The sequence below is a fragment of the Acinetobacter sp. ANC_7513 genome, assembly GCF_056779915.1.
Map to the genome: position 1 here is coordinate 110,522 of NZ_JBWYIW010000006.1, position 16,540 is coordinate 127,061.

At 41.1% G+C, this 16,540-nt stretch carries 12 protein-coding genes; 6 read left to right on the forward strand and 6 right to left on the reverse strand.

The features are described from left to right. The first annotated feature begins 3 nt into the window (after window positions 1–3). The 6 genes from aroK (at window position 4) to AC1M9B_RS08535 (ending at window position 10,066) form a co-directional block, all read left to right on the forward strand. Window positions 4–546, forward strand: coding sequence for a shikimate kinase AroK (gene aroK, locus AC1M9B_RS08510; RefSeq protein ID WP_035263975.1), 543 nt, complete (start codon window positions 4–6; stop codon window positions 544–546). A gap of 25 nt (window positions 547–571) precedes the next feature. Next, complete coding sequence (aroB, locus tag AC1M9B_RS08515; RefSeq protein ID WP_481596118.1) at window positions 572–1,651, forward strand: 3-dehydroquinate synthase; 1,080 nt, start codon at window positions 572–574, stop codon at window positions 1,649–1,651. A gap of 14 nt (window positions 1,652–1,665) precedes the next feature. Next, window positions 1,666–2,511, forward strand: a complete 846-nt coding sequence (locus AC1M9B_RS08520) for a hypothetical protein (RefSeq protein ID WP_481608946.1) — start codon at window positions 1,666–1,668, stop codon at window positions 2,509–2,511. A gap of 413 nt (window positions 2,512–2,924) precedes the next feature. Next, on the forward strand, window positions 2,925–7,400 hold the full coding sequence (gltB, locus tag AC1M9B_RS08525) for a glutamate synthase large subunit (RefSeq protein WP_481608955.1): 4,476 nt from the start codon (window positions 2,925–2,927) through the stop codon (window positions 7,398–7,400). A gap of 72 nt (window positions 7,401–7,472) precedes the next feature. Next, a complete protein-coding gene (locus AC1M9B_RS08530) occupies window positions 7,473–8,894 on the forward strand; it encodes an FAD-dependent oxidoreductase (protein ID WP_035263992.1) in 1,422 nt (473 codons plus the stop codon). A gap of 281 nt (window positions 8,895–9,175) precedes the next feature. Continuing rightward, window positions 9,176–10,066: a metal-dependent hydrolase gene (locus AC1M9B_RS08535; protein WP_481589148.1), complete on the forward strand. Its 891-nt coding sequence runs from the start codon at window positions 9,176–9,178 to the stop codon at window positions 10,064–10,066. Between the two features lie 33 nt (window positions 10,067–10,099). On the opposite strand, the gene AC1M9B_RS08540 is transcribed toward AC1M9B_RS08535, so the two are convergent. Genes AC1M9B_RS08540 through AC1M9B_RS08565 form a run of 6 tightly spaced genes read right to left on the reverse strand, consistent with a single transcriptional unit; the run spans window position 10,100 to window position 16,316 of the window. Next, entirely contained in the window at window positions 10,100–10,492 is a 393-nt protein-coding gene (locus tag AC1M9B_RS08540; RefSeq protein ID WP_481608947.1) for a Na+/H+ antiporter subunit G, read from the reverse strand. A gap of 9 nt (window positions 10,493–10,501) precedes the next feature. Continuing rightward, the gene (locus AC1M9B_RS08545) at window positions 10,502–10,777 is read right to left on the reverse strand and encodes a monovalent cation/H+ antiporter subunit F (protein WP_035263999.1); all 276 of its coding nucleotides are present in this window, start codon (window positions 10,775–10,777) and stop codon (window positions 10,502–10,504) included. After that, window positions 10,774–11,298 carry a Na+/H+ antiporter subunit E gene (locus AC1M9B_RS08550; RefSeq protein WP_035264002.1) on the reverse strand — a complete coding sequence of 175 codons (525 nt, stop codon included), beginning with the start codon at window positions 11,296–11,298 and terminating at the stop codon, window positions 10,774–10,776. Before AC1M9B_RS08550 ends, AC1M9B_RS08545 begins: the two co-directional genes overlap by 4 nt. Next, window positions 11,299–13,110 carry a monovalent cation/H+ antiporter subunit D gene (locus AC1M9B_RS08555; RefSeq protein ID WP_481608948.1) on the reverse strand — a complete coding sequence of 604 codons (1,812 nt, stop codon included), beginning with the start codon at window positions 13,108–13,110 and terminating at the stop codon, window positions 11,299–11,301. Beyond that, a complete protein-coding gene (locus tag AC1M9B_RS08560; protein ID WP_092767259.1) occupies window positions 13,110–13,475 on the reverse strand; it encodes a Na+/H+ antiporter subunit C in 366 nt (121 codons plus the stop codon). Before AC1M9B_RS08560 ends, AC1M9B_RS08555 begins: the two co-directional genes overlap by 1 nt. A gap of 3 nt (window positions 13,476–13,478) precedes the next feature. After that, complete coding sequence (locus AC1M9B_RS08565; protein WP_481608949.1) at window positions 13,479–16,316, reverse strand: monovalent cation/H+ antiporter subunit A; 2,838 nt, start codon at window positions 16,314–16,316, stop codon at window positions 13,479–13,481. Window positions 16,317–16,540 lie beyond the last annotated feature (224 nt).

The following is a 16,540-nucleotide window of genomic DNA, read 5'->3' on the forward strand; positions in this document are numbered from 1 at the left end:
TCCTTGCCAAGCAAAGAGTTTGAAACCCTACCGAATATTTATTTGGTAGGGCCCATGGGAGCTGGTAAAACAACCGTTGGTCGACATCTTGCAGATTTACTTCATCGAGAGTTTCTTGATAGTGATCATGAGATAGAAAGAAAAACTGGGGCGACCATCCCATGGATTTTTGAGAAAGAGGGTGAACAGGGATTCAGACATCGTGAATCACTGGTAATTGATGATTTAACATCAAAACAAAATTTAGTTGTTGCGACGGGTGGCGGTGCAGTTACTCAGTCGATTAATCGATCTTATCTAAAAGATCGAGGTATTGTGATTTATCTTTATACTCCCGTAGAAATACAACTTCAAAGAACCTACCGTGATAAAAATCGACCTTTATTACAAGTCGAAAATCCTGAACAGAAATTACGTGAATTATTGAATATTCGTGATCCGCTGTATCGTGAAGTTGCACATCATATTATTGAAACGAATCAAGGTGCTGCGCGTGATTTGGCACAACGTATTCTTAATGTGATTGTCGCAAAAGAATTGAATTAAATTTGTTTTATTGGCTTATAACATCATGCAAACCTTATTCGTTGAACTCGGTGAACGCCGTTATCCTATTTTCATTGGTAGTGATTTAGATCCGCAACAATTACTTGAACCCTATATTCATGGGCAACAGGTCATGATTGTCACCAATGAAACGGTTAAACCGTTGTATTTAAATCACTATGTATCAGCTGTGGAAGGTTTAGGTAAAAAAGTTGAGACATGTGTTCTACCTGATGGTGAATGTTATAAAAATATTGAACATTTGAATTTAATTTTTGATGCCTTGCTTGAGTCAGGATTTAACCGAGATTGTACAGTGCTTGCCTTGGGTGGAGGGGTGATTGGTGACATGGCTGGATTTGCATCAGCTTGTTTCCAACGCGGAGTGTATTTTATTCAAGTCCCGACTACGCTGCTATCGCAAGTCGATTCGAGCGTTGGCGGTAAAACTGGAATCAACCACTCATTAGGCAAAAACATGATTGGCGCATTCCAGCAGCCACAGGTCGTACTTGCGGATATGGCGCAACTTAAAACATTGCCTGAGCGTGAGTTATCAGCAGGTTTGGCTGAAGTCATTAAGTATGCCCTATTAGGAGATGTTGATTTTCTTGCATGGCTTGAGGAAAACATGGATGGTCTCGTTGCACAACATCCAGAATTACTTGCTGAAGCAGTGTACCGCTCTTGTGCACACAAAGCGCGAATTGTGGCCAATGACGAGAAAGAACAGGGTGAGCGTGCATTACTGAATTTAGGTCATACCTTTGGACATGCGATTGAATCTTATCTGGGGTATGGTGAGTGGTTACATGGTGAGGCTGTGGCGACGGGAATGGTGATGGCGGCAGATTTATCTTATTTAATGGGGTGGATCACAGAAGCTGACCTTGAACGTACAAAAATTATCATTCAACGTGCGAAATTACCGATAAAATGTCCTCAAATTCCACTTGATGAATTTTTGGCATATATGTCTCATGACAAAAAAGTCCTGAATGGTCAATTACGTTTAGTGCTCTTGAAGTCGCTAGGGCAAGCAGTAATTACCAAAGAGTTTGATGTGGAATTAATGAAACAAGCGATTTTACGTAATCAAGCATAATCTTAGGTTTTCTCATGACGGTACGCCACTCATCCCCACGCACAGCGCAACAATATATTTGGTTGATCGGTGGCATACTGTTTTTAGTCGCATCTTTTGTATTCTGGATTTTGACTGATAGCAAAGAGTTGGTTACTCAGTCTAAGCAAATTGAAGAAACTCAAGTCCAGATTCAACCTGAAAAGGTGGCAGCAACAAATTATTTGGGCGGGCTGACTGATCAAGTGCGACCTTTGGAATTAACTGCGCGTAAAGTGGCTTCAGGAAAACATTTGCCTGAATTTAGAGGCACAAAGTTTATTCAAGACAATAAAAATTATTATTTTATCGAACTATTTCGCGTTACCAATGAAGATGTAATTAAAAGTTTTCTTAATAAGCAAACTGATCGTAAACCATACATTTATTTTCGTTTGAGTGGTGAGGATCAAGTTGAACAGTACATTTTGGGTTATGGGCTGTTTATGGGGGAAGGTGCTGCCAAGACAACTTTAAATGGATTGGATTTAAAGTTACCACCTTCTGTAGCGCCTAAAGTTGCTGGCTTTAATCAGTTTGTGGGTCAAGTCAATGACATGGGTTCTGAAGAACTAACAACTGCAAAATTATACGAAATTAAATTACGACCTGCAGCGGTACCATTGATTGATGAGTCATTGCTGGTTCGTCCTAAGCCAACCCCTGTGGCTGATCCTGCTAAGGCAACAACCAATGTGACTATTACAAGAAAAGATCAGTCAGGAAATGTGGTTGATGTGAGACGTTCGCAATCGAATGTTGACCCTATTTCGAGCGATAATTCAAAGAATAATACGGATAAACGGAATCAAGAGGCTCAAATTAGTGATCCATTTAATTAAAATGGTATAAAATGGCGCAAAATTAAACGAAAGCATAATAAATTTGCACATCATTGGTGCGATAAAGTGGTTCTAATTTGGTGCCTTTTCGGTTAATAATGACAAAATAATTGAAATAAAACGCTTGCACGGAATAAATAAATATTGGCATAGATTTTGCTTTATTGGTGCACTGATTAAGTAAATTGTCCCTATTTTGGAGCGAAGACCTTAACTTAGTGTGCGATTTAGTCAAATTGATCTGCTTTAAATGAGTGCAAATCGTCTCGTACATTTGTGAAATTAAATCAGAAAAGACGTTCAATAACGAAAGACATACAGAATCATGTCTTTGTTTTATAAAGAAATCGTATTTGAAGAATAGATAAGTTTTGCCCAATGAGGGCCATGTTGAAGAAGGGTACGCTATGCACATGCCATCGCCTAATACTGTAGCTCCCGCTAAAGGTCTATACCAACCGGATGAGTTTAAAGATAACTGTGGTTTCGGATTAATCGCCCATATGCAAGGTGATGCGAGTCATGACTTGGTCAAGACCGCGATTCATAGTTTAAGTTGTATGACGCACCGCGGTGGTATTGCTGCAGATGGTAAGACGGGTGATGGATGTGGTCTACTTTTGGCTATGCCTAAGCAATTCTTCCGTGAAGAAGCAAAACGTTTAAGTGATATTACACTCAGTGAAATTTTTGCAGTAGGTACAGTTTTTCTTAGCCTAGATCCTTCAATTGCTGCACATGCAAAACAAGTGCTGACTAAAGAAATTGAATCAGAAGGTTTGCGTGTAATAGCATGGCGTTTAGTGCCAACCAATAATGAAGCATTAGGCTCAATTGCGATGCAGTCTTTGCCAGCTTTTGAACAAGTAATTGTTAACTGTCCAATGGGTGTTGAAGAAGTTGAGTTTAACCGTAAGTTATTCTTGGCTCGACGTCGTGCTGAACAAAAATTAAGTCAAGATAGTTCATTCTACGTTACAACACTTTGTTCAACTGTGATCTCTTATAAAGGCTTAATGATGCCTGAAGCGATTGCAGATTTTTATACAGATTTAGCTGATCCACGTTTGGAATCACACATTGTAGTGTTCCATCAGCGTTTCTCAACCAATACATTGCCACGTTGGCCATTGGCACAACCTTTCCGTTACTTAGCGCACAATGGTGAAATTAATACCATTACAGCAAACCGTAACTGGGCGATGGCACGTACACCAAAGTTTGAAAACCCGCTCTTACCTGGTTTAACTGAGCTCAACCCAATCGTAAACCGTACTGGTTCTGACTCTTCAAGTTTAGACAACATGCTCGAGATCTTGGTTGGTGGAGGTATGGATTTATTCCGTGCACTACGCATGCTCGTTCCACCAGCATGGCAAAACGTTGAAACTTTAGATGCTGATTTACGTGCATTCTATGAGTTCAACTCTAAACATATGGAAGCATGGGACGGGCCAGCAGGTCTTGTGATTCAAGATGGTCGTCATGCGATTTGTATGCTTGACCGTAATGGCTTACGTCCTGCACGTTGGGTAATTACTAAAAATGGTTACATCACACTTGCATCAGAAATTGGTGTCTGGGGTTATGAACCAGAAGATGTGGTCTCTAAAGGTCGTGTTGGACCAGGTCAGATCTTAGTCATTGACACTTTCACTGGTAAATTGCTGGATACTAAAGACGTCAGTAATCATCTGAAAAAAATGCGTCCTTATCGTCAATGGTTGCGTGAAAATTCAGTGCGTATCCAAGGCAGCCCTGAGTTAGAAGAATATCTATGTGATCAAGGCTTAAAAGGCGATGCTTTAAAAGCAGCGCAAAAAATGTTTATGGTGACATTTGAAGAGCGAGATCAGTTATTACGTCCAATCGCTGAAAGTGGTCAAGAAGCAGTAGGTTCGATGGGCGATGATACGCCGATGGCAGTATTGTCTCGTCAAGTACGCCATGTAACAGATTACTTCCGTCAACAGTTTGCTCAAGTAACTAACCCACCAATCGATCCATTACGTGAATCGATCGTAATGTCTTTAGAAACATGTTTGGGTCGTGAACAAAATGTATTTGAACAAGGTCCAGAGCATGCGGATCGATTAATTATTTCAAGTCCTGTACTGTCAAACTCTAAAATGCATCAAATTCGCACTTTAGGTCGTAAGGGCTATGAGATTGCAGATATTGATCTAAACTATGCAGAGACTGAAGGTCTAGAAGCCGCGATTACACGTATTTGTGAAGAAGCAGCGCAAGCAATTCGTGATGGCAAAACCCTATTGGTGATTTCCGATAAGAAAATCCGTGAAGGGTTCTTACCAGCCAATGCAGCGATGGTAACGGGTGCTATCCACCATTACCTCATCCATGCAGGTTTACGTACAGATGCAAACATTATTGTTGAAACAGCTTTAGCGCGTGATCCACACCAGTTTGCCGTAATGCTTGGCTTTGGCGCAACAGCAATTTACCCATATCTTGCATATGACGTCATTAATGATTTAATTGCGAAAGGTGAGTTGTTAGGTGATCCGATTCATGCACAAGCGAATTTCCGTAAAGGGATTGAAAAAGGATTGCTGAAAGTCCTTTCAAAAATGGGTATTTCGACTGTTGCTTCATATCGTGGTGGGCAGTTATTTGAAGCTGTCGGTTTATCTGAAGAAGTTGTTAATAAATGCTTCACAGGTGTTCCAAGCCGTATTAAAGGTGCGACTTTTGTTGATCTTGAAAATGATTTGAAAAAATTAGCAGAAACCGCTTGGAAATCACGTAAGCCAATTGAACAAGGTGGTTTGCTGAAATTTGTATTTGATAAGGAATATCACGCTTTTAATCCTGATGTAATTAATGCTCTACATAAATCTGTACGTTCTGGGAAATATGAAGATTTCAAAGAATATGCTGAGCTTGTAAATAATCGTCCAGTGGCAACCATTCGTGATTTATTTAAACTCAAAACAGAAAATTCAATTCCACTGGATCAAGTTGAATCTGTAGAAGCGATTCTTCCGCGTTTTGACTCTGCAGGGATGTCTTTAGGGGCATTATCACCAGAAGCACATGAAGCGATTGCCATTGCAATGAATACAATTGGTGGTCGTTCGAACTCAGGTGAGGGGGGGGAAGATCCAGCGCGTTACGGCACAATCCGGAACTCAAAAATCAAACAAATCGCATCAGGTCGTTTTGGTGTAACGCCTGCTTACTTAACTTCTGCAGAAGTACTGCAAATTAAAGTGGCACAAGGTGCAAAACCGGGTGAAGGTGGTCAGTTGCCAGGTGGTAAAGTGAATGGCTTAATTGCACGTTTACGCTACTCTGTACCGGGTGTGACATTAATTTCTCCACCACCGCACCACGATATTTATTCAATCGAAGATTTATCGCAGTTAATTTTTGATTTAAAACAAGTTAACCCTCAAGCGATGGTCTCTGTAAAACTGGTATCCGAGCCAGGTGTGGGTACGATTGCTGCGGGTGTTGCAAAAGCCTATGCTGACTTTATTACCATCTCTGGTTATGACGGTGGTACAGCAGCATCGCCATTGTCTTCGATTCATCATGCGGGTTCGCCATGGGAGCTTGGTCTTTCTGAAGCGCATCAAGCCCTTCGTGTAAATGATTTGCGTGGTAAAGTTCGCGTTCAAACGGATGGTGGTTTAAAAACGGGTCTAGATGTCGTGAAAGCAGCTATTTTAGGTGCGGAAAGCTTCGGTTTTGGTTCTACACCAATGATTGCGTTGGGTTGTAAATACCTCCGTATCTGCCACTTAAATAACTGTGCGACTGGTGTAGCGACTCAGCAAGATCATTTGCGTCAAGAGCACTATATCGGCGAACCACAAATGCTCATTAACTTCTTCACCTTTATCGCTGAAGAAACACGTGAGTGGTTGGCTGCATTAGGTGTATCAAGTTTGAAAGACTTGATTGGTCGTACCGATTTACTAGAAATGCTACCTGGTGAAACAGATAAGCATGCTCACCTAGATTTAAGTGCTTTACTTGAATCACATCCAGCTGCTGAAGGCAAAGCTCAATATTGCGAAGTCGAAGGAAATGCACCATTTGATAAAGGTGTTTTGGCTGAGTCTATGATCGCAGAAATATTGCCTGCGATTGAAGCTGGTACAGGTGGTGAATACAGTTTTAGCATTGGTAACTGTGACCGTTCTATTGGGGCACGTGTTTCAGGTGAGATCGCTCGTCGCTATGGTAACTTAAGTATGGAAGCACACCCTGTTAAAGTGAATTTGACAGGTACTGCTGGACAATCACTTGGTGTATGGAATGCGGGTGGTCTGCATATCAAGCTTGAGGGTGATGCGAATGACTATGTGGGTAAAGGTATGGCGGGTGGTCGTATCTCAATTTTCCCACCGAAGGGTTCTCCATTCCAAACACAAGAAACAGCGATTATTGGTAACACATGTTTATATGGTGCAACAGGCGGTAAATTATTTGCTGCAGGTACAGCTGGTGAACGTTTTGCTGTTCGTAACTCAGGTGCGTTCGCGGTGATTGAGGGTGCAGGCGATCACTGCTGTGAATACATGACAGGTGGTATTGTGACGGTACTGGGTAAAGTTGGTCATAACTTCGGTGCAGGTATGACAGGTGGTTTTGCTTATGTACTTGATTTAGATAATGACTTTGTTGATCATTATAACCACGAGTTGATCGAGCTTAATCGTATTTCGACCGAATCAATGGAAGAACATAAAGAGTTCTTAAGCCGCATTTTAGATGAGCATATTAAGGAAACTGGTAGTGCTTGGGCGTACAAGATCCGTAACGAGTTTGATTACTACAGCCGTAAATTCTGGTTGGTGAAACCAAAAGCTGCAAACTTGCAGACTTTATTAAAAACAACTCAAGCTGATCCTCAATAATTCCACTACTGCAGATATATAGGCAGATGCAGCTGAACTAACAACAGACTGCATCTACCCACGGAGAGAGACATGGCAGAACGCCTTAATAATGACTTTCAATTCCTGGATGTCGCACGCCAAGATCCAGAGAAAAAAGATCTCAACGTCCGCAAAGCTGAGTTTGTGGAAATTTATAAACCTTTTACAGCCGAAGTTGCTAAAAACCAAACACATCGTTGTTTAGGTTGCGGTAACCCTTACTGTGAATGGAAATGTCCAGTACATAACTATATTCCAAACTGGTTAAAACTGATTGCTGAAGGTCGTATTTTTCAAGCAGCAGAGCTTTGCCACCAAACCAATACTCTACCGGAGGTGTGTGGTCGAGTTTGTCCTCAAGACCGTTTGTGTGAAGGTGCATGTACACTAAATGATGGGTTTGGTGCGGTGACCATTGGAAATGCTGAAAAGTATATTAATGATACGGCATTTGCATTGGGCTGGCGTCCTGACATGTCTCATGTCAAATGGACAGATAAAAAAGTCGCGATTATTGGTGCAGGCCCTGCAGGTCTAGGTTGTGCGGACATTTTGGTGCGCAATGGTGTTAAACCTGTCGTATTTGATAAGCGCCCAGAAATTGGTGGTTTGCTGACCTTTGGTATTCCTGAATTTAAGATGGAAAAGGACGTGATGAAACGTCGTCGTGAAATCTTTACAGGCATGGGGATTGAATTCCGTTTAAATACAGAAATTGGTACAGACATCACTATTGATCAATTGCTTGCTGATTATGACGCTGTCTTCATGGGTATGGGAACATACACATACATGAAAGGTGGTTTCGCAGGTGAAGATTTGGAAGGTGTTTATGATGCGCTTGATTTCTTAATTGCCAATGTGAATCGTTGCCAAGGTTGGGAGAAAGATCCTTCAGAATTTATCAGTGTGGAAGGTAAGAAAGTTATTGTACTCGGTGGCGGTGATACAGCTATGGACTGTAACCGTACTTCAATCCGCCAAGGTGCAACATCTGTCACTTGTGCATACCGCCGCGATGAAGAAAACATGCCAGGTTCACGCCGTGAAGTTAAAAATGCGCGAGAAGAAGGTGTTGAATTTCAGTTCAATCGTCAGCCGATCGAAATCGTGGGTGAGAATGGAAAGGTCACAGGTGTTAAATTTGTGACGACTCAACTCAGTGAGCCTGATAGTCGTGGTCGTCGCAGTCCTGAACCGATCCCAGGTTCAGAGGAAATCTTACCTGCTGATGCAGTGCTGTTGGCCTTTGGTTTCCGTACAAGCCCTGCAGAATGGTTTAATGATGTAAGTATTAATTTAGATGGTTCAGGTCGTGTCGTTGCTCCTGAGCATCAACAATACAAGTTCCAAACTTCTAATCCGAAAATCTTTGCCGGTGGAGATATGGTGCGTGGTTCTGACTTGGTCGTAACTGCGATTTGGGAAGGACGTCAGGCTGCTGAAGGTATTTTAGATTATCTTGATGTTTAAACGAAAACATGCCTTACAAAAAATCCTACTTCGGTAGGATTTTTCATTTATATGCATGACTTGTTTGACACTCTCTTGTTGAATATTCAAAAGTATCCAATTCAAGAACTATCTTAAGAATCATGTAATTAAATTAAAAAAGAGAATGGAGTTGTAATTTAATTTGCGACTTTATTGGCAAAAAATATAATTTATTTGTCTGTGTGGTTATTTTTGCAATATTAAATCTGATTTATTCTGACAGTATGAATAAGAAATGCTATATCCATATAGGCTCTAAAATGACAACTACACAAATCGCCAAAGATAAATCGTATTTAAATCGTCCAAAAGCGATTGGGATTACCGTACGACGTTTAAATTATAATCCTAAAGCCATACGACGCCATTTTTTCGCGAATTCTCCTGTCATGTCACACTTGTTGACGGCACTTTCTTCTACCTTTCCAATTGGTGAACAATTCTTTGTTCATAGTGTTCGTAATGTACGAGATAAAGTGAAAGATGAAAAATTACAAGCGCAGATTGCAGCATTTATTGGTCAAGAAGCGATGCATTCAAAAGCACATGCGGAATTTAATGACGCTTGGCGCCGTGATGATTATCAACTTGACAACTTTCAAGCATGGTTAGCGCGACGCGATGAATTTATTCGTACTACCCATCCAAAATTGCAGTTAGCAATTACCTGTGCTTTTGAGCATTTTACAGCGTTATTGGGTGGTTATATTCTTCGTCATCCTGAAGTCCTGTCGACCTTAGATGAAGATGCAACTAAGCTTTGGGTTTGGCATGCTATTGAAGAAATTGAACATCGAGCAGTTGCATTTGATGTCTATCAAGCGGTATACAAAGATACCAAAGTGCGCCGCAATATTATGCGTAGCGTAACCACAGGTTTCGCGAGTCTTACATTTTATTCAGCGACTCGATTATTTTGGCAAGATCGTCGAAAAAGCTTACCGAAGGTCAGTGGAAACTTATATGGTATTTACCTGATTTCTAAAATGATGATCGAGCTAATTCCAGAATATTTATCATATTACAAAGAAGATTTTCATCCTTCTGAAATTGACTATACGGATATCGTGAATCATTGGAAGGCAAAATTAGCTGAAGAATATCAAGTGGAAGGCTTCCAAGAGCATCCCCAACCTGTACTATATAGCTAACAAAAAAAACCTAGCGAAAGCTAGGTTTTTTTATTACTTAGATGATTCTTGATTAAACTGACGCATTCTTCTTTGGCGCTGCCAAGGGAGAGGGCGGTCTAGTGCTTCGGGGACATCGCCTGATGTAGAGCGTAAACGTAAATGTAATGCAGCTTGTGCAATTAAATTTGCCGATACAGGCGCCGTAATAAAGGCAAGTAATGTAATCAGTAGTTCAGCAAACCCAAAGCGACTATGAAAAGCTGAATAAATCATGGCTGCTATTAAAAAACTACCTAAGCCTAGTGTGCTTGACTTTGTAGGGGCATGCAGACGCATGAACAGATCGGGTAACTTTACGATTCCAATTCCACCTACAAGGGTAAAGAAGGCACCGGTAAGAAGGAAGAATGAAACTAAGATTTCCATGATGAGCTGAGTATTCATATTGTTCTCCTAGTCCACCACATGGCCTGTCGTAAAATAACGAGCCAATGCTGCTGTGGATACGAATCCAAGCATTGCCACCAACAATGCACCTTCGAACAATGAAGTACTTGCCCAAAAAATTCCAAGTACCACGACCAAGCAGGTTGCATTCAGAAATAAAGTATCTAGTGCGAGTAGTCGATCTACCATAGAAGGACCAATGACTAAACGCATTAAGCAGAGCAGCATTGAAATCGTAATTCCAATCAAACTAATTCCCAATGCATAAAGTAAGATCGTCATGCTGAATCTCCTTGTTTCACATGGAAAATCGCCATAAGTGGTGCTTCATAGCGTTGTTTGATTTCCAAAATATCGGCTTCGGGATCATCTGAGTTAATTGAATGAACCAAAATGTCACCGCGTTCTTGGTCGATTCCAGCACTTACTGTGCCAGGTGTAGTCGTAATGATCATTGCCAATAAGCTGTTGACCTGATCATGATCAGTATCTAATGGAACACGATACCACTTGGGATGAAGACGGTCAGTTGGTCCAAGCACTTGCTTAGCGACACGGATATTACTGATGATAATGTCCCAAAGTACGACCAAAATTAATTTGCACGCTAAATCCCAATGAATATTGGGTGTGCGAACGATAAAAGGTTGTACCAATTTTGGGATGACTAAACCAATCACAATGGCAACTAAAATATCAAAAAACTGAGCGCTTTGTGCCAGCATTAGCCAACTTATTCCCACAATCACAGAAACAAAAGGATGCGGGAAAACTCGATCGAGTAGAGAACTTTGTTGTTTCATTTATTGCTCCATCGGTTGAAGTTTAGATTGAACTTCTTCAGGCTGAAGCTGATTCAATTCTTGCTCTTTGATTTGACGGCGCTTGAACTCTGAGATGTGTTCGCCCTCAAGTGATTTTTCACTTATAACATGTGGAATATAATGTGCATTTGGGTCTGCAAACTCTCCGCCGTATTTTGTTTCTGGAAGATAATTGGGATCAAATGGTTGTACACTAATTACTTCACCACGTTCATCCATTTTTAAAACAGCAGTAATATATTGTTCTGAATCATTTAACTGATTTGCAGTTTGTTGAATATACTGTGTGACTGGATGAGCAAATATCACATAAGCGATTAAACTTATAATAAAGACAAAAATTGTGGTGTCATTACGTGGAGGTGCCTTGCTTGGTAACTTTTGATATTCATGATAAGACTCTTGATTAGGGTCATTTTCTGGTACAGTTGAACGCCATAAAATAACGAATCCTAAACGAGTGAAAGCTATGATACTAAGCAAGCTCACAATCAGAATAACAATAATAATGAGCAATTGATAGCTAGATACAGAGGCCGCTTGAAGGATAAATACTTTTCCAAAGAATCCACTGAAGGGTGGAAGCCCTGCCATCATGAGTGCAATAATGAAGAAGCAAATCGAAACTAGCGTCTGCTGTTTCATGATTGGTGCGATTTTTAGATGATCTTTGAATGCACCACGCTGCGAAGTAATCCAACCGCATAGCAAGTAGAATGCAGCGGCAATAATCGTACTATGCACGAGGTAATATAGCGCTGCAGCCCAAGCATCTGCAGTCATCAGAGAAAGGGCGATTGCAATCGTTCCTATAGACGATAGGATCATGAAACCAACAAAACGACGCATTCGCTCTGCACCAATCGCACCAATTACACCATAAATAGTCGTAATTAAACCAATTGGAAGCAGCCAAGTGCTGAGAATTTCTCGCGAAAGCTCATCGGTGAATACGGTTCCATTCACACGTAAAATGGCATAGATACCCACTTTGGTCATGATGGTGAATAATGCGGCTACAGGGGTCGTGGCGACGGCATAAGTTTTAGGTAGCCATAGTCCGACAGGGAGGATTGCAGCCTTGATACCAAAGACTACAAACAGCATTAATCCGCCTGCAACTGCCATATTGTACTGATCACCTTCAAGTGTACGTACAATTCGACCCACATCAGCCATATTCAGGCTACCAGTATTACCATAAATCATCCCTAAGCCAATCAAAAAGAATGCAGACGCTAATAGGTTGATCGTTACATAGTGAATACCAAGTTGGAAACGTGCTTTGCCTTGACCATGTAGAAGCAATACATATGAAGCCATCAATAGCACTTCAAAGAAAACAAACAAGTTAAATAAGTCGCCTGTTAGAAATGCACCACATAATCCCATGAGTAAAAAATGGCTCATTGCATGGAAATAGCGTCCACGTTCATCCCATTCTTTACTTGCAAACCAAATAATTGGTGTCGCAAGAGCATAGGTGAGCACGAGCATAAAGGCTGCCAAACGATCTACTACAAGTACAATGCCAAAAGGAGCTGACCACTCGCTTAAACTATACACATAGATCTGACCAGAGTTCGCCTGAATTAAGTAAATGATTGCAGTCGCTAAACCAAGAAAAACCGATGTTAAACTGATTCCACGACGCCAAGGTTGACGCCAGTCATGCGCTAAAGATCCTGAACCTGGATTACCCAATAGCACTAAAATAAATGCAGTAAATGTCGGAATTAAAATACTTAAAATTGGCGAGTGGGTGAGCCATAAATCATAAAAATTCATCATTAAGGCTCATCCTCTCTTGGGTCTGTATTGATTATTTCTTCTTTAGAGTCAACATGATCAGTACCCGATTCATAACGACTTCTCAATGCTAGTTGCACGATAAAAGCAGTTGTGGCAAAACCGATTACAATTGCCGTTAATACAAGTGCTTGAGGTAATGGATCTGTAACTTGAGTGGCATTGGTTAAAATCGCAGGTGAATTTAATTGAATCCGCCCCATTGCAAAGAGAAATAAATTGACTGCATACCCTATCATGGCCAAGCCTAGTACCACAGGGAAAGTGCGGGCACGTAAAATCAGATAAATACCAGTGGCAACCAATAATCCAATAGCGGAGGCGAGTAAAAATTCTAAACTAATCATTCTTTACTCCTTCGGTACAGGGCCGGTGATGCTTGAGTTGCGTGAGTCGCCTAAAACGGAAATCATGAGCATTGTTGCACCAACGACTGTGACATAGACACCAACATCAAATGCTGCAGCAGATGGCAAATGCATTTTTCCGAGAATGATCGGCTCTACATAAATATGAGCACTGGTCAGGAATGGTCGACCCCAGAACCACGCAGCGACCCCAGTCAGACCAGCAATAGTTAAGCCAGTACCAATCCAAATTTCATAAAGACGCCCAGACTTTGCTCGTAAGAGTTGTTCAGTGTGATCTTGACCTAGTGCAATGTACTGAATCACAAGCGCCATTGATGTAATGAGACCTGCGATAAAGCCACCCCCTGGAAGATTATGTCCGCGTAAGAAAATATATAAGCTGACGACTAAGGCAATCGGAAGGACCCAAGATGCGGTCATTCGGAACATCAACGGTGATGGATTAAAGCGATAGGTTAAGCCTTGTGTAATGGTCGTACCATGAGCACGCATTCCATCCATTAAACACAGTGTCCCAATCGCAGCAATACCCAGTACTGTGATTTCACCAAAGGTATCAAATCCACGGAAATCGACTAAAATTACGTTCACAATATTTGAACCACCACCAAGCGGTAGAGATTGTTGAACAAAGAACCATGAGATTGAATTGTGATCACGCGTTAGAATCATCCAAGTGATCCAACCGATTCCTAGGCCTCCGATGATTGCAATCACCGCATCTCTCCAACGACGAGTGCGTGAAGATTCATAAGGCGTAAGTTGTGGTAAGAGGGACAGACTCATCAGAAGTAAAACAGTTGTGACAACATCGACTGTGATTTGTGTGAGTGCCAGGTCTGGTGCTGACATCGTAACAAAGACCATCGTCACGACAAGACCGATTGCTCCACTGATAAGAACGGCTTTAATGCGTTCATGGTGAAACCAAAGCATCATCCAGCACGCTGAAAACAGTAATAACCAAAGCACGATTGCAACCAATGGTGCATGCGTCAGTTCGCGTGTACCTGCATAAATACCTTGACCAATGAGAGGCATGGAGACTAAAGCAACAGCAAAAATTAATATCCACAATAAATAGTTTTGTAGAGAACCTGTTTCTGTTGCTCTTTTTAATTTTCGCGAATTTAAGAGCAAATGTTTGAGAAAGAGATCAAACAGGACTTTACCTTGAAGTTTGCCAAGTATTGGATCAAGGTCAATGTCACGAATTCTACTGTTCTTCGCAAGACTAAAATAAAAAATAATACCGCCAATCAATGCAATCGCACTCATCAATAAAGGCACATTAAAGCCATGCCAGATTGCTAGATGTACGCCTTCAAAAGCTGGAAGGTTGGTGCTTGCTCGTGCACCAGCATTGACGATATCGCCTACTAAGAGCGCTGGTAATAGACCCACTGCAATACATAATGTAGCTAATAAAATTGCAGGTGCACGCATACCAATTGGTGGTTCATGCGCATCTTTATTTGGAATCGCTTTGCCTAAATCACCATCAAAAAATACGCCATGAACTAAACGAACAGAATACGCGACAGCAAACAGACCTGCGAGTGTTGCAATAATTGCTGCGAAGATACCTACACCACCCGAGAGATTCGCTAATAGTTCAGTAAAGAACATTTCTTTGGATAAGAATCCATTGGTCAGTGGTACACCAGCCATTGAGGCTGCTGTGATCATGGTTAAAGTCGCTGTAAATGGAAGTAACTGCCATACCCCACTGAGTTTTCGTAAATCACGTGTACCTGTTTCATGGTCGATAATACCAGCGATCATGAATAATGCTGCTTTAAAGGTCGCATGGTTAATGATATGAAAAATAGCTGCAGCCACAGCGAGTGGTGAACCAATCCCAAGTAAGCAAACGATCAAGCCTAAATGACTAATGGTGGAGTAGGCAAGCAAACCTTTCAGATCTTCCTTAAAAATGGCAAAGAACGCGGCCATACATAAGGTAAATAAACCAATGAATGTGACGAGGTTATGATACAAAGCAGAACCAACAAAGATCGGCATTAAGCGCGCCAGTAAGAAAATTCCGGCTTTCACCATTGTCGCTGAATGCAAATAAGCTGACACGGGTGTTGGGGCAGCCATTGCATTTGGCAACCAAAAATGGAAAGGAAATTGAGCACTTTTGGTGAATGCACCTAAAAGAATAAGGAGCAAGGCTGGCACAAATAAATGACTCGATTGAATCTGCGTCGTCATATTGAGGATTTGATCAATTTGATATGTGCCAGTGATTTGACCTAAGAGAATAAAACCACCGAGCATAGCTAAACCACCCATACCCGTGATGGTTAAGGCCATTCTTGAGCCACGCTGTGCTGCTTCGTAGTTACTCCAATAACCCACTAAAAGGAATGACGAAATACTGGTCATTTCCCAAAAGACAAGAAGAATAAGTAAATTATTGGAAAGTGAAATGCCGAGCATGGCGGCCATGAACAGCATCAGTAAGAAATATAGCTTACTTAGAGAGTTTTTATGATTTAAATAATAATAAGCATAAATATAAATGAGCGTCCCAATCCCTGTAATAAGGAGGGAGAAGATCAAGCCTAATGCATCAAGTCTAAAGCTTAAGTCGATACCAAACTGTGGTAACCATGACCAATGTTCAGAGATGACTTGACCTTGAAAGACGTCTTTGGCTTGAGTCAGCAACAAGATAAAACTTGTTAAGCTGACTCCAATTGCCCCTAATGCTGTCGCCCCGCGAGAGATTTTTTGCAGCCAGAGGACAAGAAAAGTGCCAAGTATTAATGGTAACAATATAATAATCGGTAGCACACTCGTATCCATAGAGTTGTAGGCCGGAACCTATGATGAGTTTTATCTTTCAAAAGCTTGAGGATGGCAAAGAGTCATCCAACTACTTAAACTTTGAAAGCCGAACGAATTTTAAAAACAAAAACAAGTTGTGTTGCGCAACTTGGAAAGCTAATGCAAAGAAATAGACACTTTTTGATTAAAAAATGAATGAGTAGATTTTATTACATGTATAAAATTACATCAAACTTTTTAGC